Below are 23,606 nucleotides of genomic sequence, written 5' to 3'. Positions count from 1 at the left end.
ACCGACGGGGGCAGTACCGATGACCGAGCACGACGATGGAGCACAGGTGAGTACGGGCAACACGGGCACCACGATCGAACCCGGAGAGGCCGCCGAGGCGGCCATCCCCGAGCTGGTCATCATCTCGGGCATGTCGGGCGCCGGCCGCTCCACGGCGGCCAAGTGTCTGGAGGACCTCGGCTGGTTCGTGGTCGACAACCTGCCGCCCGCCCTGATCCCCACCATGGTGGAGCTGGGTGCGCGCTCGCAGGGCAATGTCGCGCGGATCGCCGTCGTCGTCGATGTGCGCGGCCGCCGCTTCTTCGACAATCTGCGCCAGTCCCTCGCGGACCTGGAGGCCAAGAGCGTCACGCGCCGCATCGTCTTCCTCGAGTCCTCGGACGAGGCCCTGGTGCGCCGCTTCGAGTCCGTGCGCCGCCCGCACCCGCTGCAGGGCGACGGCCGGATCGTCGACGGCATCGCCGCCGAGCGCGAGCTCCTGCGCGAGCTGCGCGGCGACGCCGACCTGGTGATCGACACCTCCAGCCTCAATGTGCACGAGCTGCGCGCCAAGATGGACGCCCAGTTCGCGGGCGACGACGAGCCGGAGCTGCGCGCCACCGTCATGTCGTTCGGCTACAAGTACGGTCTGCCCGTCGACGCCGACCTCGTCGTCGACTGCCGCTTCCTGCCCAACCCGCACTGGGTGCCCGAGCTGCGCCCGTTCACCGGGCTCAACGAGGAGGTGTCCGGGTTCGTCTTCAACCAGCCCGGCGCCAAGGAGTTCCTCGACCGGTACGCCGAGCTGCTCCAGCTGATCGCCACCGGCTACCGCCGCGAGGGCAAGCGCTATGTGACCATCGCGGTCGGCTGCACCGGCGGCAAGCACCGCTCCGTCGCGATGTCCGAGAAGCTGGCCGCGCGCCTGGCCGCCGAAGGCGTGGAGACGGTGGTCGTCCACCGGGACATGGGGCGCGAGTGAAACCGACTCCCCGGCTGGGGCGTCTGAACCGCCTGGGCCGCAAGCGGGGCGCACAGCCCAAGGTCGTCGCGCTCGGCGGCGGCATGGGCCTGTCCGCGTCGCTGGCCGCCCTGCGGCGGATCACCGGTGACCTCACCGCGGTGGTCACCGTCGCCGACGACGGCGGTTCCAGCGGCCGGCTCCGCGACGAGCTCGGTGTGCTGCCGCCCGGCGATCTGCGCAAGGCCCTCGCGGCCCTGTGCGGAGACGACGACTGGGGCCAGACCTGGTCCCGGGTCATCCAGCACCGCTTCGAGTCCCAGGGCGACCTGCACGACCACGCCGTCGGCAATCTCCTCATCGTCGCCCTCTGGGAACAGCTCGGCGACCACGTCCAGGCCCTCGACCTGGTCGGCAAGCTGCTCGGCGCCCATGGCCGTGTGCTGCCGATGTCCGCCGTACCGCTGGAGCTCCAGGCCCTCGTCAAGGGACACGACCCCGAGCACCCCGGCAATGTCGACCTGGTCCGCGGCCAGGCCACCGTGGCGCTCACGCCGGGCGAGGTGCAGTCCGTGCACCTGGTCCCGCACGACCCGCCGGCCGTCCCCGAGGCGGTCGCCGCGGTGCTCGACGCGGACTGGGTGGTGCTCGGTCCGGGCTCCTGGTTCTCGTCCGTGATCCCGCATCTTCTGGTGCCGGAACTGCTCGACGCGCTCGTCGAGACGAAGGCCCGGAAGGTCCTTTCGCTCAACCTCGCACCGCAACCCGGTGAAACCGATGGCTTCTCACCGCAGCGTCATTTGGAGGTTTTGGCCCGACACGCCCCTAAACTCGCCCTGGACGTGGTGCTGGCCGATTTGGCCGCCGTGCCCGACCCGGACTCTCTGACCCACGCTGCAAAGGGCCTCGGAGCCGAGGTCGAGTTGGCGCCGGTCGCGTCGCAGGAGAGTTCCGCCAAGCATGATCCGGTGCTCCTCGCAGCCGCGTACGACCGTATTTTTCGGATGCATGGAAGGATCGGCCCATGGCGATGACGGCAGCGGTGAAGGATGAGATTTCCCGGCTTCCCGTCACCCGGACCTGCTGCAGGAAGGCAGAGGTCTCGGCGATTCTTCGGTTCGCGGGCGGGCTGCACCTGGTCAGCGGCCGCATTGTGATCGAGGCGGAGCTGGACACGGCGATGGCCGCGCGCCGGCTCAAGAAGGACATCCTGGAGATCTTCGGGCACAGCTCGGAGCTGATGGTGATGGCCGCGGGTGGTCTGCGGCGTGGTTCCCGTTATGTCGTACGGGTCGTCGCGGGCGGCGACCAGCTGGCTCGCCAGACCGGGCTCGTCGACGGGCGCGGCCGGCCGATCCGCGGCCTTCCGCCGCAGGTGGTCTCCGGTGCGACCTGTGACGCCGAAGCCGCTTGGCGGGGCGCGTTCCTCGCGCACGGCTCGCTCACCGAGCCGGGCCGCTCCTCGTCCCTCGAAGTGACCTGCCCCGGACCGGAGGCGGCCCTCGCCCTGGTGGGCGCCGCACGTCGGCTGTCCATCGCGGCGAAGGCCCGTGAGGTACGCGGCGTGGACCGCGTCGTCGTCCGTGACGGTGACGCGATCGGCGCGCTGCTGACGCGACTGGGCGCGCACGAGTCGGTGCTCGCCTGGGAGGAGCGGCGGATGCGCCGCGAGGTCCGCGCGACGGCCAACCGCCTGGCCAACTTCGACGACGCCAACCTGCGCCGCTCGGCCCGTGCCGCGGTGGCGGCGGGGGCGCGGGTGCAGCGGGCCCTGGAGATCCTCCAGGACGAGGTGCCCGAGCACCTCGCGGCGGCCGGCCGGCTGCGCATGGAGCACAAGCAGGCCTCGCTCGAGGAGCTGGGCGCCCTGGCCGACCCGCCGCTGACGAAGGACGCGGTCGCGGGCCGTATCCGCCGCCTCCTGGCGATGGCCGACAAGCGGGCCCAGGACCTGGGTATCCCCGGCACGGAGTCGAACCTGACCGAGGAGATGGCGGACAACATGGCGGTCTGAGCCCGTACGCAGCGCAAAAGGGGTGTGAGGGCACTGGCCCTCACACCCCTTTTGCGCTGCCGTATTGACATGATCATGGTGTGTCATGAGCCTGGCGGTCTGCGCACAAATGTGCCGGACAACCGCAAGGGGGGCTCATGAGACGAAGAGCGAACGCGGTGCTCGCCGCGGCCGCACTCCTGGCAGGCGGATTACTCGCCGCACCGCTGGCCCAGGCGCAAGGCCCGGGCGCCGACGACCCCGCCGCCGCGGACGCCATCAAGGTGTTCCGCGCCGAAGTCACCAAGGAGCAGGTGCCGTTGCTCCTCAAGGCCGGCCAGGACGGACACGAACTGGCCGAGCAGGCACCGCAGAAGGGCACCGCGAGCGTCGAGCTGTATCTGACCGACCAGCAGGCCGGTCAGCTCCGCGAGCAGGGCATCGAGATGAAGGAGCACAAGGTCTCGGCCCAGGCCCTGAAGAAGCTCGCGGCCGCCGGAGACGGCGTCTTCCGTCCGTACGGCGGTGCGGGCGGCCTGAAGGAAGAGATCGTCAAGACCGGTCAGGCGCACAACAGCCTGACGAAGGTCGTCTCGATCGGAAAGACCGTCAAGGGCCAGGACATCCTCGCGCTCAAGATCAGCAAGGGCGCCGACAAGTACCGCGACGGTGCCAAGCCCTCGACGCTGTACCTGTCCAACCAGCACGCGCGCGAGTGGATCACCCCCGAGATGACCCGCCGCCTGATGCACCACTACCTGGACAACTACGGCAAGGACCCGAGGATCACCAAGCTCGTCGACAGCACCGAGCTGTGGTTCGTCCTCTCCGCCAACCCGGACGGCTACGACTACACGCACGCGGCCGACGGCGACCGCCAGTGGCGCAAGAACATGCGGGACAACGACACGGACGGCGCGCACACCGCGGCCGACGGCGTCGACCTCAACCGCAACTTCGCCTACAAGTGGGGCTACGACAACGAGGGTTCGTCCCCGGACCTGTCCAGCGAGACCTACCGCGGCGCCGGTCCGAACTCGGAGCCGGAGACGGTCGCGATCGACCGTTTCCAGAAGCGCATCGGCTTCGAGTACGGCATCAACTACCACTCCGCGGCCGAGCTGATCCTGTACGGAGTCGGCTGGCAGGTCGCCACGCCCACCCCGGACGACGTGCTCTACAAGGCACTTGCCGGCACACCCGAGAACTCCGCGGTGCCCGGCTACCGTCCGCAGGTCTCCTCCGAGCTGTACACCACCAACGGCGAGGCCGACGGCCACGCGGGCAACGTCAACGGCATCGCGATGTTCACGCCGGAGATGTCCACCTGCCAGACCATCTCCAACCTGGACCCGAACGACCCCTGGAATCCCGGGGACTGCGAGTCCGTGTTCACCTTCCCGGACGACGAGAAGCTGATCCAGGACGAGTTCGCCAAGAACATCCCGTTCGCGCTCGCGGTCGCCGAGAGCGCGATGCACCCGGACCAGCCCTCCTCGCCGGTCGGCATCGAGGCGCCGGACTTCACGGTCGACAAGTTCGCCGGCTCGTACGCACGGGGCGCGGACCAGGAAGTCACCGTCACCGCCCGCAAGTCGGTGCGCGACAAGGAGCTCAACTACCGCATCAACGGCGGCCGTACGCACGATGAGGACCTGGAAGCCTGGCGCGGCGGTGAACGTTTCGGCGGCGCCGACAACCTCTACTTCGACGAGTACCGGGCGGAGATCGAGGACGCCGATCCGGGCGACAAGGTCGAGGTCTGGTACACGGGCCGTACGAAGAGGGGCGAGCGGGTCTCCAGCGAGCACTTCACGTACACCGTCGCCGAACGCCCCCGTGCCTCCACCCTCGTCGTGGCCGAGGAAGGCGCCGCGCAGAAGCACGCACAGAAGTACGTGGACGCGCTCAAGGCCAACGGCCGCAGCGCGACCGTGTGGGACGTGGCCATCCAGGGTGCCCCGCACCCGCTGGCCGTCCTCACGCACTTCGACTCGGTCGTGCACTACACCGGCGACCCGGCTCCGGGCGGTCCCACCACCCTGGCCATCCGCGCGTATCTCAACGAAGGCGGCAAGGTGATCGTCGCCGGTGAGCGCGCGGGCGGAACCGTGCGCATCGGCCGGGCGAACTCCAACGACTTCGGGCAGTACTACCTCGGGGCGTACGAGCGCCTCGCGACGCCCGCGGTCACCACCTTCGACGGCGCCGGCGCGCTGGACGGCGTCGACACCCCGCTCGCGGGCGCCGAGGGCAATGCGCTCGACAGCGCCGGCCGCTACACCGTCACCTCGGACACCCTGCCCGCGGACGAGTTCCCGCTGTTCAGGAGCGCCCAGGCCGGTGCGTATCCCGGAGTGGCCAACCCGTACGCGCCGTACGAGGGCCAGGGCATGGCCTCCTCGGTGCACGCGGACAACGACTGGCAGCGGCTGACCCGCACCATCGATCTGACCGGGGTCACCGCGGCCCAGGCGCCCGAGCTGCGGCTGGTCATGAACTGGAACGTCGAGCCGGGCTACGACCACGCCCTGCTCGAGGCCCGTACCGCGGGCGGCGACGACTGGACCACGCTGCCCGACAAGAACGGGAACACCACGCAGACCGTGCCCGAGGAGTGCGGGGCCGGATTCTTCCTGCGGGGACACCCGTTCCTGGAGCGCTACCTGACCCGCACCGGCACCACCTGCACCGCGGGCGGCAGCAGCGGGGCCTGGAACAGCTTCTCCGGCGCCTCGGACGGCTGGAAGCCGGTCGCGTTCGACCTCAGCGCGTACGCGGGCAAGAAGGTCGAGGTGTCACTGAGCAACGTCACCGACCCGTCCTTCGGGCTGCGCGGCGTCTTCGCCGACAACGCCCAGGTGGCCGTCGGCGGCACCGTCACCGAGACCGAGGGCTTCGAGTCGGGGCTCGGTGTATGGGCCGTGTCGGCATCACCGGCCGGAAGTCCCAACATCACCGGCGACTGGTCCCGGACCGGCGAACTCTACAAGCCCTATGCGGCCGTCACCACGCGTGACAGCGTGCTCGTCGGCTTCGGTCTGGAACACATCCCAGGTCAGACGGCACGCAATCAGCTCATGGGCAAGGCCCTTGCCGCACTGCGGCGTTGACAGTTTGTTGAACCCGCCTTCGAAACCGGGGCCCGGCTACCGTGCGTAGCCGGGCCCAAGGTCCCGACGGCCCGTATCCGGCGAACCGGTGCGGGCCGTCCTTACTCGTACGGACCCGTTCGATGTCACCCGAAGGGCTCCGGAGAGGTAGGGTCGAAGGCGGTCGGGGACATCCCATACAGCTCGCCGGCGGACAGTCCGGCGCACCAACGAGGAGATCGGTTCGTGACGATCCGCGTAGGCATCAATGGCTTTGGTCGTATCGGCCGCAACTACTTCCGGGCCCTGAAGGCTCAGGGTGCGGACATCGAGGTCGTTGCCGTCAACGACCTGGGTGACACCAAGACCACCGCGCATCTGCTGAAGTACGACACGATCCTCGGCCGCTTCCCGGGCGAGGTGTCGCACACCGAGGACACCATCACCGTCGATGGCCACACCATCAAGGTGCTGTCCGAGCGCAACCCGGCCGACATCCCGTGGGGTGACCTGGGCGTCGACATCGTCATCGAGTCGACCGGCATCTTCACGAAGAAGGCCGACGCCGAGAAGCACATCGCGGGCGGCGCCAAGAAGGTCCTCATCTCGGCTCCGGCCAAGGACGAGGACATCACCATCGTGATGGGCGTCAACGAGGACAAGTACGAGGCGGCCAACCACCACGTCATCTCCAACGCGTCCTGCACCACCAACTGTGTGGCGCCGATGGCGAAGGTTCTCGACGAGAACTTCGGCATCGTCAAGGGCCTGATGACGACGGTCCACGCCTACACCAACGACCAGCGGATCCTCGACTTCCCGCACTCGGACCTGCGCCGCGCCCGCACGGCCGCGCAGAACATCATCCCGACCACCACCGGTGCGGCGAAGGCCACTTCGCTGGTGCTCCCGCAGCTGAAGGGCAAGCTGGACGGCATCGCAATGCGCGTCCCGGTTCCCACCGGCTCGGCCACCGACCTGGTCGTGGAGCTGCAGCGCGAGGTCACCAAGGACGAGGTCAACTCCGCGTTCAAGAAGGCCTCGGAGGACGGTCCGCTCAAGGGCCGGCTGTACTACACCGAGGACCCGATCGTGTCCTCCGACATCGTGAGCGACCCGGCCTCCTGCACCTTCGACTCGCTGATGACGATGGTTCAGGACGGCAAGACCGTGAAGATCCTCGGCTGGTACGACAACGAGTGGGGCTACTCCAACCGCCTCGTCGACCTGACGGAGTTCGTCGGCGGCCAGCTCTGAGCTGACGCTCAAGTCAGGCACATCGATGTGAGCAATGGGGCTCGGACGGCGCGCAGTTGCAGCGTCGTCCGGGCCCCGTTGGCTTGTAGCTTTCCTTCGTTGTTTCTTCCTAGGAGTCCTTGAGTCATGAAGACGATCGACGAGCTTCTCGCCGAAGGGGTCGCAGGCAAGCGGGTCTTCGTCCGCGCCGACCTCAACGTGCCGCTGGACGGCACCACCATCACCGACGACGGCCGCATCCGCGCCGTCACGCCCACCGTGAAGGCGCTCGCCGACGCCGGCGCCCGCGTGGTCGTAGCCTCGCACCTGGGCCGCCCCAAGGGCGCCCCGGACCCGGCCTTCTCGCTGGCGCCCGCCGCCGCGCGCCTGGGTGAACTCCTCGGCGCCGACGTGGCGTTCGCGACCGACACGGTCGGCGAGTCCGCTCAGTCGACCGTCGCCGGCCTCGCCGACGGCCAGGTCGCCGTCATCGAGAACCTGCGCTTCAACGCCGGTGAGACCGCCAAGGACGACGCCGAGCGCGGCGCCTTCGCGGACCAGCTCGCGGCCCTCGCGGACGTGTACGTCGGCGACGGCTTCGGTGCCGTGCACCGCAAGCACGCCTCCGTCTTCGATCTGCCGGCCCGCCTTCCGCACGCCGCCGGCTACCTGATCGCCACCGAGGTCGGCGTCCTCAAGAAGCTCACCGACGACGTCAAGCGCCCCTACGTGGTCATCCTCGGCGGCGCCAAGGTCTCCGACAAGCTGGCCGTCATCGACAACCTGATCGAGAAGGCCGACCGGATCCTCATCGGCGGCGGTATGGCGTACACCTTCCTCGCGGCCCAGGGCTACGAGGTCGGTCTGTCCCTGCTGCAGAAGGACCAGATCCCGGCCGTCCAGGAGTACCTCAAGCGGGCCGAGGCCAAGGGCGTCGAGTTCGTGCTGCCCGTCGACGTGCGGGTCTCCGCGGACTTCCCCGACCTCAAGAACCAGGTCGACGTCCACCCCGACACCGTGGCCGCCACCGCCATCCCGGCGGACAAGGAGGGCCTGGACATCGGCCCGAAGACCGAGGAACTGTACGCTGCCAAGCTGCAGGACGCCGCCACCGTGTTCTGGAACGGCCCGATGGGCGTCTTCGAGCACAAGGACTTCGCGAACGGCACCCGCGCGGTCGCACAGGGCCTCGTGGACTCCTCGGCCTTCTCCGTGGTCGGCGGCGGCGACTCGGCCGCCGCGTTCCGCATCCTCGGCTTCAGTGAGGACAAGGTCGGTCACATCTCGACCGGCGGCGGCGCCTCGCTTGAGTACCTCGAGGGCAAGTCCCTCCCCGGCCTCGTAGCACTGGAGAAGTGAAGATCATGACGCGCATGCCCCTGATGGCAGGCAACTGGAAGATGAACCTCAACCACCTCGAGGCCATCGCCCACACCCAGAAGCTCGCCTTCGCGCTCGCCGACAAGGACTTCGAGGCCGTCGAGGTCGCGGTCCTGCCGCCCTTCACGGACCTGCGCGGTGTGCAGACCCTGGTCGACGGCGACAAGCTCAAGATCAAGTACGGCGCCCAGGACATCTCGGCGTTCGACTCCGGTGCCTACACTGGTGAGATCTCGGGCCCGATGCTCTCCAAGCTGAAGTGCACCTACGTGGCCGTCGGTCACTCGGAGCGCCGTCAGTACCACAACGAGACCGACCAGATCTGCAACGCCAAGGTCAAGGCCGCCTACAAGCACGGCATCACGCCGATCCTCTGCGTCGGCGAGGGCCTGGACATCCGCAAGGCCGGCCAGCAGGTCCAGTACACGCTGAACCAGCTCGACGGCGCGCTCAAGGACATCCCGGCCGAGCAGGCCGAGTCCATCGTGATCGCGTACGAGCCGGTCTGGGCCATCGGCACCGGCGAGGTCGCCACCCCGGAGGACGCCCAGGAGGTCTGCGGTGCGATCCGCGGGCGTCTGGCCGAGCTGTACTCGCAGGAGCTGGCCGACAAGGTCCGCATCCAGTACGGCGGCTCCGTGAAGTCCGGCAACGTCGCCGCGATCATGGCGCAGCCCGATGTGGACGGCGCCCTGGTGGGCGGTGCCGCGCTCGACGCCGACGAGTTCGTCAAGATCGTCCGGTTCCGCGACCAGTAGGGTCCGGTACCCTGACGGGGGTCGGCTTCCTCTCCGAGGGGCGGCCCCCGTCTTTCTGTCCGAATCCGAGGAAGTTGGTCCAGCCGTGGTTATGGGCTTCTCGATCGCCCTGATCGTCTTCAGCCTGCTGCTGATGCTCCTTGTCCTGATGCACAAGGGAAAGGGCGGCGGCCTCTCCGACATGTTCGGTGGCGGTATGCAGTCCTCCGTCGGCGGCTCCTCCGTCGCAGAGCGCAACCTCGACCGCATCACCATCGTGGTCGGTCTGCTGTGGTTCGCCTGCATCGTGGTGCTCGGCCTGCTGATGAAGCTGGACAGCTGAGCCTTTTCCGCGCTTCTGCGTAGTTTTGCTTTTCGGGCGGCCGCCTCGTTTTCGGGGCGGTCGCCCGTTTTGCTGCCCGCTTCGTTACGGCGGGACTTCGTTCCCCCGTCCCCGCCGGGACTTACGCTGTGCTTAATATGGGGCGTACGTCTCGGGGTGGGGGTGTAACTCCAATCACTGGACGCGCGTTGGGCCTTCCGTAAACTGGCTCAGCCTGGTGGCACCCGCGGCGCAGCCGCCGGTGGGCAACGCTGTGCAGCACCGTTACGCAGGGAGTTACGACCGTGGCAAGTGGCAACGCGATCCGTGGAAGTCGGGTCGGAGCGGGGCCGATGGGCGAGGCCGAGCGGGGCGAGTCAGCGCCGCGCCTGCGCATCGCCTTCTGGTGCTCCAACGGGCATGAGACGCGGCCCAGTTTCGCCAGCGACGCGCAGGTTCCCGACACTTGGGACTGCCCGCGCTGCGGCTTCCCAGCAGGTCAGGACCGGGACAATCCGCCGGCCCCGCCGCGCACCGAGCCGTACAAGACGCATCTCGCCTATGTGCGCGAGCGGCGCAGCGACGCGGACGGCGAGGCGATCCTCGCGGAAGCGCTCGCGAAACTGCGGGGCGAGATTTAGCAGTTGAGGTCCGGCTCGACCCCTTAGAGGTGTCCGGCCGGACCTGTTTTGTTCCCGCCCTTGTTACCGCCTGCCGCTCGGCCTCGGCCGATTGTCAGTGGCACCCTCTACGGTTTCGATCATCGAACCGAAGGGGGAGTTGTGACTGCTGTCGAGGCCGTGGGCGTACAAGTGCCCACGTGGCGTGGCGGGTTCGGACGCCTGTGGACGGCCGCGGTGCTTTCCAAGTTCGGCGACTCGTTGCGTACGGCCGCGCTGCCGCTGCTCGCCGCCTCGCTCACCGACGATCCTCTGCTGATCACCTTGGTGAGCGCGTGCGGCTATCTGCCCTGGCTGCTGTTCGGTCTGCTCGGCGGCGCCGTGGCGGACCGGGTGGACCAGCGGCGCGCGATGTGGGCCGTCGATGTCGTACGAGGGGTCCTGATGGCCGCCTTCGCGGTGGCCGTGGCCCTCGGGCATGCCTCGATCGGGTTGCTCATCGCCCTCGCCTTTCTGCTCACCACCTTCCAGACGCTCTTCGACAACGCCGCCACGGCCCTGCTGCCGTCGCTCGTGCCCGAGAGCGCCCTGGGCAGTGCCAACGCACGGCTGATGACCGGCCAGCAGATCGCCGGCGGCTTCGTGGCCGCCCCGCTGGTGCCCGTGCTGCTCGCCGGTGGGATCGCGCTGCCGTACGGGGTGGACGCGGCCACGTATGCCGTCGGTGCGTTCCTGATCGCCTCCCTGCGGATACCGGCGCCCGAGCGGGCGCCCCGGCCCGCGGGCGCCACGCTGCGCGGGGACATCGCCGAGGGCGTGCGTGTGCTGTGGCGGGACCGGCCGCTGCGGGCGCTGTGCTGGGCGACCACGCTCAGCAACATCGGCATGGGCGCGCTGATCGCCACCCTCGTCCTGCACGTGAAGTGGTGGCTGGACGCCGGGAACGGCGGCTATGCCGCGGCCCTCACCGCCTTCTCGGCGGGCAGCGTGGCCGGCGGTTTCGTGGCCGTCCGGCTCGCGGCGAAGCTCGGGCGGCTACGGAGCGTGCTCGTCGCCGGTGTCGTACAGCTGGCCTGTCTGCTGGCGATGGGCCTGGTCAGAGCTCTGTGGGCGGCGCTGGTGTGCCTGGCGCTTTTCGGCGTGATGAGCATCGTGTGGAACGTCAGCCAGCGCACCCTGATGCAGGAGCGCAGCCCGCGAGAGATGCTGGGCAGGATCAGTGCCGCCTACCGCACCCTCGCGGTGGCCGGAGCCCCGCTGGGCGCCCTGCTCGGCGGTGTGGTGGCCACGGCCTGGGGGCTGAACGCTCCGGCGCTGCTCGCGGCCGGGGTCTTCGTCGCGGCCGTGGCGGTCCTGCTCCCGGTGCGCCGGGTCGACGGGCCTCGGGGCGACATCTGATCAATTAGGTTGGTGGGGCAGGGGCGCAGCACTCACGCCGAGTGCTCAGGACGACAAGAAGGCTGGAAGTCCGAGATGAACGCAAGTGACCGTACGCGGCTGAACCAGATGCCCGAATGGGCGGCGCTGGCCAAGCACCGGGAGCAGCTGGGCGAGACGCATCTGCGCGATCTCTTCGCGAGCGATCCCGGGCGCGGCACCGGCTACACCCTGCGGGTCGGCGATCTGCACCTGGACTACTCCAAGCAGCTCGTCACCGACGAGACCCTGGCTCTCCTGCGTGAGCTGGCCGTGTCGACCGATGTGTTCGGCCTGCGCGACGCCATGTTCCGCGGCGACAAGATCAATACGACCGAGGACCGGGCCGTCCTGCACACGGCGCTTCGCGCGCCGCGCGAGGCCGTGATCGAGGTCGACGGGCAGAACGTGGTGCCCGAGGTGCACGCCGTGCTCGACAAGATGAGCGCGTTCTCCGAGAAGGTCCGCTCCGGCGAGTGGACCGGCCACACCGGCAAGCCCATCAAGAACATCGTCAACATCGGCATCGGCGGCTCCGACCTCGGCCCCGCGATGGCGTACGAGGTGCTGCGCTCCTTCACCCGGCGCGACCTCACCGTCCGCTTCGTGTCCAATGTGGACGGCGCCGATCTGCACGAGGCCGTACGGGACTTGGACCCGGCCGAGACGCTGTTCATCATCGCCTCGAAGACCTTCACCACCATCGAGACGATCACCAACGCGACCTCGGCGCGCGACTGGCTGCTCACCGAACTGCGGGCCGGCCAGGACGCCGTGGCCAAGCACTTCGTGGCGCTGTCGACGAATGCCGAGAAGGTCGCGGAGTTCGGCATCGACACGGCCAACATGTTCGAGTTCTGGGACTGGGTCGGCGGCCGCTACTCGTACGACTCGGCGATCGGTCTCTCCCTGATGATCGCCATCGGACCCGACAACTTCCGGGAGATGCTCGACGGCTTCCACCTCGTCGACGAGCACTTCCGCACGGCGCCCGCCGAGGCCAACGCACCGCTGCTTCTGGGCCTGTTGGGCGTCTGGTACGGGGCGTTCTTCGACGCGCAGTCGCATGCGGTGCTGCCGTACTCGCACTACCTGTCCAAGTTCACGGCGTACCTCCAGCAGCTGGACATGGAGTCCAACGGCAAGTCCGTGGACCGCGACGGCAACCCCGTCGACTGGCAGACCGGGCCCGTGGTCTGGGGCACGCCGGGCACCAACGGGCAGCACGCGTACTACCAGCTGATCCACCAGGGCACGAAGGTCATCCCGGCCGACTTCATCGGCTTCGCCAAGCCGGTCGACGATCTGCTGCCCGGCCTGGTCGCCCAGCATGACCTCCTGATGGCGAACTTCTTCGCCCAGACCCAGGCGCTCGCCTTCGGCAAGACGCCGGAGGAGGTCCGCGCAGAGGGTGTGCCCGAGGAACTGGTCGCGCACAAGACCTTCCAGGGCAACCACCCCACGACCACGATCCTGGCCTCGGAGCTCACGCCCTCCGTACTCGGCCAGCTGATCGCGCTCTATGAGCACAAGGTGTTCGTGCAGGGTGCGGTCTGGAACATCGACTCCTTCGACCAGTGGGGCGTCGAGCTCGGCAAGGTCCTCGCCAAGCGGGTCGAGCCGGCCCTGACCGAGGGCGCCGACGTGCCCGGTCTGGACGCCTCGTCCAAGGCGCTGGTCGCCAAGTACCGGGAGCTGCGCGGACGTTGATCTCCAGGGTTCCGCGTGCCCGATATTCGGGTGCGCGGAACCCGGCCCGGGGGTGACACTGCTGCGGTTGTGCGCGGCGGATCCGTCCGCCGGCGCCCGACGGCCCGGTTCCGTCACCTTCAGGAAGGCCCGCCCCATGAGCCGCCAACTGCTCGCCGCTCTCGCCGATCCCGAACGCCTCAAGCTGTACGCCAGCATCGTGCGCTTCGGTGATGCCACCGAGGCGGCCGCAGGCAAGGCCGGGCAGAAGCATCTGGCCCGGCTGATCAAGGCGGGTCTCGTCGAGCCGTTGCCCGACGGGTCGTTCAAGGCCGACGCGTCGGTGTTCCAGGAGGCCCTCGCGGCCGAGACGCAGGGTGAAGAGCAGGGCGTACCCAAGGAGTTGCGCCCGTTCTTCGCCGAAGGGCGGCTGCGTTCGATGCCCATGCGGCCGGCCGTACGCCATGAGCTGCTCGCGTACCTCGTCCGCACGCTCTTCGAGGAGAACCACCCCTACACCGAGCCCGAGGTGAACCAGCGCTTCACCACCGTGCACGACGACAGCGCCATGCTGCGTCGCTATTGCGTGGAGGGCGGGCTGCTGCGGCGCACGAAGGACGGCGCGAGCTATCAGGCGGCCTGAAGGACGGCGCGAGCTACCAGGCAGCCTGAAGGGCGGCGCGAGCTATCAGGCGGCCTGAAGGGCTGAATTCGATCGTCTGGTCAAGTCTGTCCCCTGGAACCGGAGTTGACCGCTCCCTGCCGGACGCTAAGATCGCGGGTCTGCATACGGGACGGCACTCGGGGGAGTGGGCATGGTGCGACGGCGGTACGGGTATCGGCGCAGTGCGGCGGAGACGTCGCGCTGGTGGCCCCGAGGGGCGGCCTATGCGGTCTTCCACCCGTCCTGGATCCCGGAGCCGCTCGATCCGGTCGTCGACCATCTGAAGCGGTACCGGATCATCGCCGGACTGATCGCCACGGTCGGCGTCTACACCTCCGTGGCGGGCGGCTTCGATTTCGCGCAGGTCATGGAGAACGTGCTCATCGCCGGTCTCGTCCTCATGGTCATCACTCCGCTCACGGTCGGCGTGATGCTGCTCGTCTGGCGCCGCAGCGGTCCGCTGCGGGCCCTGAAGTCCCCGCTGCTCGGCTCGCTGCGCGTGCTGCTCTGCTTCGTGGGCGCCCTGGTCGGGATCCTCGGCATCCTGTCCCTTGCAGCCGCGCAGGGCGGCGGCGGCCTGGTGTTCTCGTTCTTCATGGCCTTCGGCGGCATCTGGGGGCTGATCTTCCTCGCCCAGGCGGCCGTCCAGGTCAACAGCAACTTCTTCGGTACGGCGGCCATCCACCGCTGTCTGCCGCCCCTGCTTGCGACGGTCACCAGCTGGCTGATGGCGTTGCCCGATCTGCTCACGGGCGATCTGCACGGCCTGAGCTTCACCATGGGCATTCTCTTCGTCCTGGGCGCGCCCGTGGCGGTGACGGGCATCGCCCTCTTCGAGATGAGCCGCCTGCGCCGCCATCACGGCATCCGTTTGCGCGCCCACCCGCACGTACGCATCGCGCCGACGGTCCCTCCGCCGCGCCCGCCGCATGTGCCTGCGCCGGGTTCCGGCTATCCGTACGGACCTCCGCAGGGGCAGCCGTACGGACCTCCGCAGGGCAACCCGTACGGACCGCCGCAAGGGCAGCCGCACGGCGGCGGGTATCCCAACCCTGGTAATCCGTACGGCAGTTGACCAGCTCGCGGACCGGACCAGCCCGGACCGGACCAGATCGGCCCTACCGCCGCCGGGCCACCGCCTCGCCCATCACCGCACGCAGCGCCGGGCGGTCGGCATCGGCGGGGGAGTGCAGCTTCACGTGGCGGTGCACCTTGCCCTTGCCCTGGAGAAGGCCCTCCGGGTCGGGCAGCGCCGCACCGTTCGCCAGGCCCAGGGTGACCCAGGACGTATGCGGGGAGACGACGAAGACCAGGCCCTTGTAGCCGGCGCCCGAACCGAAGCCGATGTCGCCCCCGTCGACGGTGACCACCGCGTCGGGGTACAGCTCCAGGATCAGGCCGACCGCCCGCCAGGCCGTTTCCGCGACTGCGGGGGACTGGCGGGCGAGCAGGGCCTGGACTTCGGGGGTCACGCCAGCGCCGGCGGATACAGCTCGCGCGGGAGCTGGGAAGCCGCCGCAGAGTCCAGCAGCCACAGTGTGCGGGCGCGGCCGTACGCACCCGCCGCCGGGGCCTGGATCTCACCCGCGCCGGACAGCGCGATCGCCGCCGCCTTCGCCTTGTCCTCGCCCGCCGCGAGCAGCCACACCTCGCGCGCCGCGCGGATCGCGGGGAGCGTGAGCGAGATGCGGGTGGGCGGGGGCTTGGGCGCGCCGTGGACGCCGATCACCATGCGCTCCGTCTCGCGGACGCCGGGGTGTTCGGGGAACAGCGATGCCACGTGGGTGTCCGGGCCGACGCCGAGCAACAGCACGTCGAAGGAGGGGACTTCGGCGTGGTTCTCGGGGCGTGCGGCTGCCGCGAGCTCCTGCGCGTAGGCCTCCGCCGCCGCGTCGGCGTCGTTCCCGTACACACCCTCCGAAGCCGGCATCGCGTGCACACGAGCCGGGTCGAGCGGCACCGCGTCGAGCAGGGCCTCGCGGGCCTGCGTGACATTGCGGTCCGGGTCGCCCTCGGGCAGGAACCTTTCGTCGCCCCACCACAGATCGAGCCGCGACCAGTCGATCGCGTCCCGGGCCGGAGAGGTGGCGAGCGCGGCAAGCAGACCGTTGCCGTTGCGGCCGCCCGTGAGGACCACCGACGCCGCACCCCGCGCGGCCTGGGCGTCCACGATCTTCGTGAGCAGGCGGGCCGCGGCGGCCTGCGCCATCAGGTCCTTGTCGCGGTGGACGACCAGCTGGGGCGAGGAGCTCACTTGCTCGCCGCCTTCTTGGCCGGACGGGCGGCGGGCTTCTTCTTCGCGGCGGTGGGGGCGGACTCCCCACCGGACTCGGACGCCGATTCCGGTGATTGCGTCGACTCCACCGGCGGCACCGTCTGCATCGAGCTCGGCTCACCCAGCCGGTCCACGCCGAACTTCAGCGCGGACGCATACGTGTCGTCCGGGTCGAGCCGGCGCAGCTCCTCGGCGATCAGCTCGGCCGTCTCGCGGCGCTTGAGCGCCACGGCACGGTCGGGCTGGCCTTGCATGGAGAGGGTTGCGAGCGAGCCGTCGGCGCGGTCCAGGACGATCGGGCCGCAGTCGGTGTTCATCCGGACCGCGGTCAGACCGGGCCCGGCCGACAGGGTGCGGTGCACCGGGACGCCCAGCCGGTCCGCCAGCCACATCGCGAGCAGCTCGCAGCTGGGGTTGAACTCCTCGCCCTCCACCTCGACCTCGGTCACCTTGCAGGTCACCTGGTCGAGCGCGGCCGCCAGCATCGAGCGCCAGGGCGTGATGCGGGTCCAGGACAGGTCCGTGTCGCCGGGGGTGTACGTGTCGGCGCGCGCGGTCAGTTCGTGGATGGGCTGCTCGGCCGCGTACGTGTCGGTGACACGGCGCTGGGCCAGCGCACCGAGCGGGTCGGTGGCGGGCGACAGCGGGGCGTTCACCGGCCACCAGACGACGACGGGCGCGTCCGGCAGCAGCAGCGGGAGCACCACGGACTGGGCGTGGTTGATGATCTCGCCGTGCAGGCGGAGCACCACCGTCTCGCCCGTGCCCGCGTCCGCGCCGACCCTGACCTCGGCGTCGAGCCGGGACTGGGTGCGGTCGCGGGGCGAGCGCGATGCGCGCTTGATGACCACGAGCGTGCGCGAGGGGTGCTCGCGCGAGGCGTCGCTCGCGGCCTTGAGCGCGTCGTAGGCGTTCTCCTCGTCGGTGACGATGACCAGGGTGAGCACCATGCCGACGGCAGGGGTGCCGATCGCCCGGCGCCCCTTGACGAGCGCCTTGTTGATCTTGCTGGAGGTGGTGTCCGTGAGGTCGATCTTCATGGCCGACGCCAGCTCCGTCCGTCTCGTTCGAGCATTTCGTCCGCCTCGGCGGGACCCCAGGTGCCCGCCGGATACTCGGCGGCCTTGCCGTTGCTGTCCCAGTACTGCTCGATCGGATCGAGGATCTTCCAGGACAGCTCGACCTCCTCCGTACGCGGGAAGAGGTTGGAGTCGCCGAGCAGGACATCGAGGATCAGGCGCTCGTACGCCTCGGGGCTCGACTCGGTGAAGGACTCGCCGTACGCGAAGTCCATGGACACGTCCCGGACCTCCATCGACGTGCCCGGCACCTTGGAGCCGAAGCGCACCGTCACACCCTCGTCCGGCTGGACCCGGATGACCAGGGCGTTGCGGCCCAGCTCCTCGGTCGCGGTGTGGTCGAAGGGGGAGTGCGGAGCGCGCTGGAAGACCACCGCGATCTCGGTGACACGGCGCCCGAGCCGCTTGCCGGTGCGCAGATAGAACGGCACACCCGCCCAGCGGCGGTTGTCGATCTGCAGCTTCACCGCGGCATAGGTGTCGGTCTTGGAGGACGCGTTGATGCCGTCCTCCTGGAGATAACCGATGACCTTCTCGCCGCCCTGCCAGCCGGCCGTGTACTGACCGCGCACGGTGCCGGTGGACAGGTCGTCGGGCAGCTTGACCGCGCCGAGCACCTTGGTCTTCTCCGCGGCGAGCGCGTCCGCGTCGAAGGAGGAGGGCTCCTCCATCGCGGTCAGGGCGAGCAGCTGGAGCAGGTGGTTCTGGATCACGTCACGCGCGGCGCCGATGCCGTCGTAGTAGCCGGCGCGGCCGCCGATGCCGATGTCCTCGGCCATCGTGATCTGGACATGGTCGACATACGACCGGTTCCAGAGCGGCTCGAAGAGCGTGTTGGCGAAGCGGAGCGCCAGGATGTTCTGGACGGTCTCCTTGCCGAGGTAGTGGTCGATCCGGAACACCTGGTCCGGCTTGAACACCTCGTGCACGATCGAGTTCAGCTCCTGCGCGGAGACGAGATCGTGCCCGAAGGGCTTCTCGATCACCGCGCGCCGCCAGGCGTCGCCCGCCTGGTCGGCGAGGCCGTGCTTCTTGAGCTGCTTGACGACCTTCGGGAAGAACTTCGGCGGTACGGAGAGGTAGAACGCGAAGTTCCCGCCCGTGCCCTGCTTCTTGTCCAGGTCCTCGATGGTGGCCTTGAGCGTTTCGAAGGCGTCGTCGTCGTCGAAGTCGCCCTGCACGAACCGCATGCCCTGGATCAGCTGCTGCCAGACCTCCTCGCGGAAGGGGGTCCTGGCGTGCTCCTTGACGGCGTCGTGCACCTCCTGCGCGAAGTCCTCGTCCTGCCATTCGCGGCGCGCGAAGCCGACGAGCGAGAAGCCCGGCGGCAGCAGGCCGCGGTTGGCCAGGTCGTACACGGCAGGCATCAGCTTTTTGCGTGACAAATCACCCGTGACGCCGAAGATCACCAGGCCCGACGGCCCCGCGATACGCGGGAGCCGTCGGTCGGCAGCGTCACGGAGCGGATTGGCTCCGATTGCGGTCAAGGTGTCAGCCCTCCGAGGGAGCGAGCTTCTTGAGCTCCGCCTCAGTCGACTTGAGCAGGTCGTTCCAGGACGCCTCGAACTTCTCGACGCCCTCGTCCTCGAGGAGCTGCACGACGTCGTCGTACGCGATCCCGAGCTTCTCGACGGCGTCGAGCTCGGCGCGGGCCTGCTCGTACGTACCGGCGATGGTGTTGCCGACGATCTCGCCGTGGTCGGCGGTCGCCTCCAGGGTGGCCTCCGGCATGGTGTTCACCGTGCCGGGCGCGACCAAGTCGTCCACGTACAGGGTGTCCTTGTACGCCGGGTCCTTGACGCCGGTCGAGGCCCACAGCGGACGCTGCTTGTTGGCGCCGGCCTTGTCGAGGGCGCCCCAGCGGTCGGAGCCGAAGACCTCTTCGTACGCCTCGTACGCGAGACGCGCGTTGGCGAGCGCGGCCTTGCCCTTGAGGGCCTTGGCCTCGTCGGTGCCGATGCCGTCCAGGCGCTTGTCGATCTCGGTGTCCACACGGGACACGAAGAACGAGGCCACCGAGTGGATCTTGGAGAGGTCCAGGCCCTTGGCCTTCGCCTTCTCCAGGCCCGCGAGGTAGGCGTCCATGACCTCGCGGTAGCGCTCGAGCGAGAAGATCAGCGTGACATTGACGCTGATGCCCCGGCCGATGGTCTCGGTGATGGCCGGCAGACCCGCCTTGGTGGCCGGGATCTTGATCAGCGTGTTCGGCCGGTCGACCAGCCACGCCAGCTGCTTGGCCTCGGCGACCGTCGCCTTGGTGTTGTGCGCCAGGCGCGGGTCGACCTCGATGGAGACCCGGCCGTCCTGGCCGTCGGTCGCGTCGAAGACCGGGCGCAGGATGTCGGCGGCGTCCCGTACATCCGCGGTGGTGATCATGCGGATGGCTTCCTCGACGGTCACCTTGCGGGCGGCGAGGTCGGCGACCTGCTCCTCGTAACCGTCTCCGGAAGAGATCGCCTTCTGGAAGATCGACGGGTTGGTCGTGACGCCCACGACGTGGCTCTGGTCGATGAGTTCGGCCAGGTTGCCGGACGTGATGCGCTTGCGCGACAGGTCGTCCAGCCAGATCGCGACGCCTTCTTCAGAGAGGCGCTTGAGTGCGTCTGTCATGGAAATTGCATCTCCTACGTGTCGTATGAAGCGTCTATGGGCGTCAGCGCTGAACGGCTGCCAGAGATTCCTTGGCGGCGGCGGTGACCGCGTCGGCGGTCAGGCCGAACTCCTGGAAGAGCACCTTGCCGTCGGCCGAGGCACCGAAGTGCTCGAGCGAGACGATGCGGCCGGCGTCCCCGACGAAGCGGTGCCAGGTCAGACCGATACCGGCCTCGACCGCGACCCGCGCCTTGACGGCCGGCGGCAGGACGCTGTCCCGGTACCCCTGGTCCTGGGCCTCGAACCATTCGACGCACGGCATCGACACGACGCGGGTGGCGACTCCGTCGGCCTCGAGGGCCTCACGCGCGCCGACGGCCAGCTGGACCTCGGAACCGGTGGCGATGAGGACCACGTCCGGGGTCTCCTTGGAGGCCTCGAACAGGACGTAACCGCCCTTGACGGCATCCTCGTTGCGCTCGTACGTCGGGACACCCTGACGGGTCAGCGCGAGGCCGTGCGGGGCGCTCTTGCCGTAGTCCTTCTTGCCGCGGCGCAGGATCTCGCGCCAGGCGATCGCGGTCTCGTTGGCGTCGGCCGGGCGGACCACGTTCAGGCCCGGGATGGCGCGCAGCGCGGCCAGGTGCTCGACCGGCTGGTGCGTCGGGCCGTCCTCGCCGAGACCGATGGAGTCATGCGTCCACACGTACGTGACCGGCAGGTGCATCAGCGCGGACAGGCGCACGGCGTTGCGCATGTAGTCCGAGAACACCAGGAAGGTGCCGCCGAAGATGCGGGTGTGACCGTGCAGCGCGATGCCGTTCATGGCCGCGGCCATGGCGTGCTCGCGGATGCCGAAGTGGATCGTGCGGCCGTACGGGACGGCCTCCGGCAGCGGGTTGCCCTCGGGAAGGAAGGAACTCGTCTTGTCGATCGTGGTGTTGTTGGAGCCCGCGAGGTCGGCCGAACCGCCCCACAGCTCCGGGATCACCGCGCCGAGCGCCTGGAGGATCTTGCCGGAGGCGGCACGCGTGGCGACGCCCTTGCCGGTCTCGAACTCGGGGAGCTTCTCCTCCCAGCCGGCCGGCAGCTCGCCCGCGTTGACGCGGTCGAACTCGGCGGCGCGCTCCGGGTTGGCGGTGCGCCAGGCCGCGAGGGACTTGTCCCACTCATTGCGGGCCTCGGCGCCGCGCGCCAGAGCACCGCGGGTGTGGGCGATGACCTCGTCGGAGACCTCGAAGCTCTGCTCCGGGTCGAAACCGAGCACGCGCTTGGTGGCCGCCACCTCGTCGTCGCCGAGCGCCGAGCCGTGCGCGGCCTCGGTGTTCTGGGCGTTCGGGGCGGGCCAGGCGATGATCGAGCGCATCGCGATGAAGGACGGCTTGTCCGTGACGGCCTTCGCGGCCTCGATCGCGTTGTAGAGCGCCTCGGGGTCCAGGTCGCCGTCGGGCTTCGGGTTCACGCGCTGGACGTGCCAGCCGTACGCCTCGTAGCGCTTGCAGGTGTCCTCGGAGACCGCGGTCTCGGTGTCGCCCTCGATCGAGATGTGGTTGTCGTCCCACAGCAGGACCAGGTTGCCGAGCTTCTGGTGACCCGCGAGCGAGGAGGCCTCGGCGGAGATGCCCTCCTGGAGGCAGCCGTCACCGGCGATCGCGTAGATGTGGTGGTCGAACGGGCTCTCGCCGGCCGGGGCCTCGGGGTCGAAGAGACCGCGCTCGTAGCGGGCGGCCATCGCCATGCCCACGGCGTTGGCGACACCCTGGCCGAGCGGACCCGTGGTGGTCTCGACGCCGGCGGTGTGGCCGTACTCCGGGTGGCCGGGGGTCTTGGAGCCCCAGGTGCGGAAGGCCTTGAGGTCATCGAGCTCGAGACCGAAGCCGGCCAGGTAGAGCTGGATGTACAGGGTCAAGGACGAGTGACCGGCGGAGAGCACGAAACGGTCGCGCCCCACCCACTCGGGGTCGGCCGGGTCATGCCGCATCACCTTCTGGAAGAGGGTGTACGCGGCGGGGGACAGGCTCATGGCCGTACCGGGATGGCCGTTGCCGACCTTCTGTACGGCATCCGCGGCCAGGATGCGTCCCGTATCTACGGCGCGCTGGTCGAGGTCGGTCCACTCGAGGTCTGTGGTGGTCGGCTTGGTGCTCACCCTGGGTCAGGGCTCCTCTCCACATGCTCCACATGTCGAAACCGGCGGGCGTGCGCCGGTCGGGTCACGAGCCCGATGGCCTGCGCCACCTGGCTCGTACCGCCGAGCCTACCGCCGTTGGGCCGTGCATTTTTTCGACTCATTCCAGGGTGCCGGGCGCCGGGCGGATTCGCCTCCGGAAGGCGGCCGGACCGCCGAACGGGCCGGTCTGCCAACACGACCCACCCCCGCGGTAAGCAAGGTATGGCCAACCTCTACAGTGGCCTGGTACGCGCGAGCCTTTACCGGGTGTTCACATCGACGGACGTCCGACGTGGCTCGCTGGGAGTCTCTGTCAGGGGTGTGCGTGACGGCCGTTGAATCCCGTCCTGCGGGTGTGCTGAGCACGACGAGCACGAGCCGTCGGCCACTGAAGGCCCGGGTCATGGCGTTCGTCGCTTTGACCAAGCCGCGGATCATCGAACTGCTGCTCATCACGACCGTGCCGGTGATGTTCCTCGCCGAGCAGGGTGTGCCGGATCTGTGGCTGGTCCTCGTGACCTGCCTCGGCGGCTATCTGTCGGCGGGCGGGGCCAACGCCCTGAACATGTGGTACGACCGCGATATCGACGCGCTCATGGAGCGTACGTCGCAGCGTCCCCTTGTCACCGGGATGGTGAGCCCGCGCGAGTGCCTCGCCTTCGGCATCGTCCTCGCGATCGGCTCGACGCTGCTCTTCGGCTTCGCGGTCAACTGGCTGTCGGCCTGGCTGGCGCTCGGCGCACTGCTCTTCTACTCGGTCGTCTACACGATGATCCTGAAGCGGCGGACCTCGCAGAACATCGTGTGGGGCGGGATCGCGGGCTGTATGCCGGTCCTCATCGGCTGGTCCTCGGTCACCAACTCGATGTCGTACGCGCCGGTCATCCTCTTCCTGGTGATGTTCTTCTGGACGCCGCCGCACTACTGGCCGCTGTCGATGAAGGTCAAGGACGACTACGCGCGCGCCGGTGTGCCGATGCTTCCGGTCGTCGCCTCCAACAAGGTGGTCGCCCGGCAGATCGTCCTCTACAGCTGGGTGATGGTCGGCGCATCGCTGCTGCTCACCCCGCTCGGCTACACCGGCTGGTTCTACACCGTGGTCGCCCTGCTCGCGGGCGGGTTCTGGCTGTGGGAGGCGCACGGTCTGCAGAACCGGGCGAATGCCGAGGTCACGGGCGGGAAGCTCAAGGAGATGCGGCTGTTCCACTGGTCCATCACCTACGTGTCGCTGCTGTTCGTGGCCGTGGCGGTGGACCCCTTCCTGCGCTGAGCCCGGGTGCGGGTTGCGTTTGGGCTGGGGTGGCGCCTGCGGCGGGCCTTTCTCCCCGACCCGCCCCTTCCCGAAACCCGGGCTCCGCCCCAGGCCCCGCATCCGAACTTCGTTCGGATCTGCTCAAACGC

At 69.1% G+C, this 23,606-nt stretch carries 20 protein-coding genes; 14 read left to right on the top strand and 6 right to left on the bottom strand.

All coding sequences use genetic code 11. The features are described from left to right. The first annotated feature begins 19 nt into the window (after positions 1–19). The 13 genes from rapZ (at position 20) to G6045_RS20905 (ending at position 15,164) form a co-directional block, all read left to right on the top strand. Positions 20–961 carry an RNase adapter RapZ gene (gene rapZ / locus G6045_RS20965; protein ID WP_165333567.1) on the top strand — a complete coding sequence of 314 codons (942 nt, stop codon included), beginning with the start codon at positions 20–22 and terminating at the stop codon, positions 959–961. Beyond that, a complete protein-coding gene (locus G6045_RS20960) occupies positions 958–1,974 on the top strand; it encodes a gluconeogenesis factor YvcK family protein (protein WP_165333566.1) in 1,017 nt (338 codons plus the stop codon). The genes rapZ and G6045_RS20960 overlap by 4 nt, the downstream gene beginning before the upstream one ends. Beyond that, positions 1,965–2,954: a DNA-binding protein WhiA gene (whiA, locus tag G6045_RS20955; protein ID WP_165333565.1), complete on the top strand. Its 990-nt coding sequence runs from the start codon at positions 1,965–1,967 to the stop codon at positions 2,952–2,954. The genes G6045_RS20960 and whiA overlap by 10 nt, the downstream gene beginning before the upstream one ends. A gap of 137 nt (positions 2,955–3,091) precedes the next feature. Next, positions 3,092–6,046, top strand: a complete 2,955-nt coding sequence (locus tag G6045_RS20950) for a M14 family metallopeptidase (RefSeq protein ID WP_165333564.1) — start codon at positions 3,092–3,094, stop codon at positions 6,044–6,046. Between the two features lie 225 nt (positions 6,047–6,271). Continuing rightward, a complete protein-coding gene (gene gap, locus G6045_RS20945) occupies positions 6,272–7,282 on the top strand; it encodes a type I glyceraldehyde-3-phosphate dehydrogenase (RefSeq protein WP_165333563.1) in 1,011 nt (336 codons plus the stop codon). Positions 7,283–7,408: 126 nt separating this feature from the next. Continuing rightward, on the top strand, positions 7,409–8,620 hold the full coding sequence (locus G6045_RS20940; protein WP_165333562.1) for a phosphoglycerate kinase: 1,212 nt from the start codon (positions 7,409–7,411) through the stop codon (positions 8,618–8,620). A 2-nt stretch (positions 8,621–8,622) separates the two neighbouring features. Continuing rightward, positions 8,623–9,399: a triose-phosphate isomerase gene (gene tpiA / locus G6045_RS20935; RefSeq protein WP_165333573.1), complete on the top strand. Its 777-nt coding sequence runs from the start codon at positions 8,623–8,625 to the stop codon at positions 9,397–9,399. Between the two features lie 91 nt (positions 9,400–9,490). Next, positions 9,491–9,721: a preprotein translocase subunit SecG gene (gene secG / locus G6045_RS20930; protein ID WP_147990402.1), complete on the top strand. Its 231-nt coding sequence runs from the start codon at positions 9,491–9,493 to the stop codon at positions 9,719–9,721. Between the two features lie 332 nt (positions 9,722–10,053). Beyond that, positions 10,054–10,341: an RNA polymerase-binding protein RbpA gene (locus tag G6045_RS20925; RefSeq protein ID WP_206343991.1), complete on the top strand. Its 288-nt coding sequence runs from the start codon at positions 10,054–10,056 to the stop codon at positions 10,339–10,341. Between the two features lie 141 nt (positions 10,342–10,482). After that, positions 10,483–11,718 (top strand): MFS transporter, encoded by a 1,236-nt coding sequence (locus G6045_RS20920; RefSeq protein ID WP_165333560.1) that lies wholly within the window; start codon positions 10,483–10,485, stop codon positions 11,716–11,718. A 75-nt stretch (positions 11,719–11,793) separates the two neighbouring features. Further along, positions 11,794–13,446, top strand: a complete 1,653-nt coding sequence (gene pgi / locus G6045_RS20915; protein ID WP_165333559.1) for a glucose-6-phosphate isomerase — start codon at positions 11,794–11,796, stop codon at positions 13,444–13,446. 136 nt (positions 13,447–13,582) lie between these two features. Continuing rightward, complete coding sequence (locus tag G6045_RS41540; RefSeq protein ID WP_235968112.1) at positions 13,583–14,068, top strand: DUF2087 domain-containing protein; 486 nt, start codon at positions 13,583–13,585, stop codon at positions 14,066–14,068. Between the two features lie 172 nt (positions 14,069–14,240). Continuing rightward, the gene (locus G6045_RS20905) at positions 14,241–15,164 is read left to right on the top strand and encodes a hypothetical protein (RefSeq protein WP_165333558.1); all 924 of its coding nucleotides are present in this window, start codon (positions 14,241–14,243) and stop codon (positions 15,162–15,164) included. 43 nt (positions 15,165–15,207) lie between these two features. Here G6045_RS20905 and G6045_RS20900 read toward each other — a convergent pair whose 3' ends face one another. Genes G6045_RS20900 through tkt form a run of 6 tightly spaced genes read right to left on the bottom strand, consistent with a single transcriptional unit; the run spans position 15,208 to position 22,184 of the window. Then, complete coding sequence (locus G6045_RS20900; protein WP_165333557.1) at positions 15,208–15,561, bottom strand: DUF1801 domain-containing protein; 354 nt, start codon at positions 15,559–15,561, stop codon at positions 15,208–15,210. Then, entirely contained in the window at positions 15,558–16,343 is a 786-nt protein-coding gene (gene pgl, locus G6045_RS20895; protein WP_165333556.1) for a 6-phosphogluconolactonase, read from the bottom strand. Before pgl ends, G6045_RS20900 begins: the two co-directional genes overlap by 4 nt. Next, positions 16,340–17,404: a glucose-6-phosphate dehydrogenase assembly protein OpcA gene (gene opcA, locus G6045_RS20890; RefSeq protein ID WP_165333555.1), complete on the bottom strand. Its 1,065-nt coding sequence runs from the start codon at positions 17,402–17,404 to the stop codon at positions 16,340–16,342. Before opcA ends, pgl begins: the two co-directional genes overlap by 4 nt. Then, positions 17,401–18,930, bottom strand: coding sequence for a glucose-6-phosphate dehydrogenase (gene zwf / locus G6045_RS20885; protein WP_165333554.1), 1,530 nt, complete (start codon positions 18,928–18,930; stop codon positions 17,401–17,403). The genes opcA and zwf overlap by 4 nt, the downstream gene beginning before the upstream one ends. 4 nt (positions 18,931–18,934) lie before the next feature. Beyond that, positions 18,935–20,053 (bottom strand): transaldolase, encoded by a 1,119-nt coding sequence (gene tal / locus G6045_RS20880; protein ID WP_165333553.1) that lies wholly within the window; start codon positions 20,051–20,053, stop codon positions 18,935–18,937. Positions 20,054–20,096: 43 nt separating this feature from the next. Continuing rightward, positions 20,097–22,184, bottom strand: a complete 2,088-nt coding sequence (gene tkt, locus G6045_RS20875; protein ID WP_165333552.1) for a transketolase — start codon at positions 22,182–22,184, stop codon at positions 20,097–20,099. A gap of 379 nt (positions 22,185–22,563) precedes the next feature. On the opposite strand from tkt, the gene G6045_RS20870 reads away from it, so the two are divergent. Then, positions 22,564–23,475: a heme o synthase gene (locus G6045_RS20870; RefSeq protein ID WP_268978417.1), complete on the top strand. Its 912-nt coding sequence runs from the start codon at positions 22,564–22,566 to the stop codon at positions 23,473–23,475. Positions 23,476–23,606 lie beyond the last annotated feature (131 nt).

The organism is Streptomyces mesophilus (genome assembly GCF_011044995.1).
Classification (GTDB): domain Bacteria; phylum Actinomycetota; class Actinomycetes; order Streptomycetales; family Streptomycetaceae; genus Streptomyces; species Streptomyces mesophilus.
Note: the sequence above shows the minus strand (reverse complement) of the source record. Positions and strands in the feature narration are given on the sequence as shown.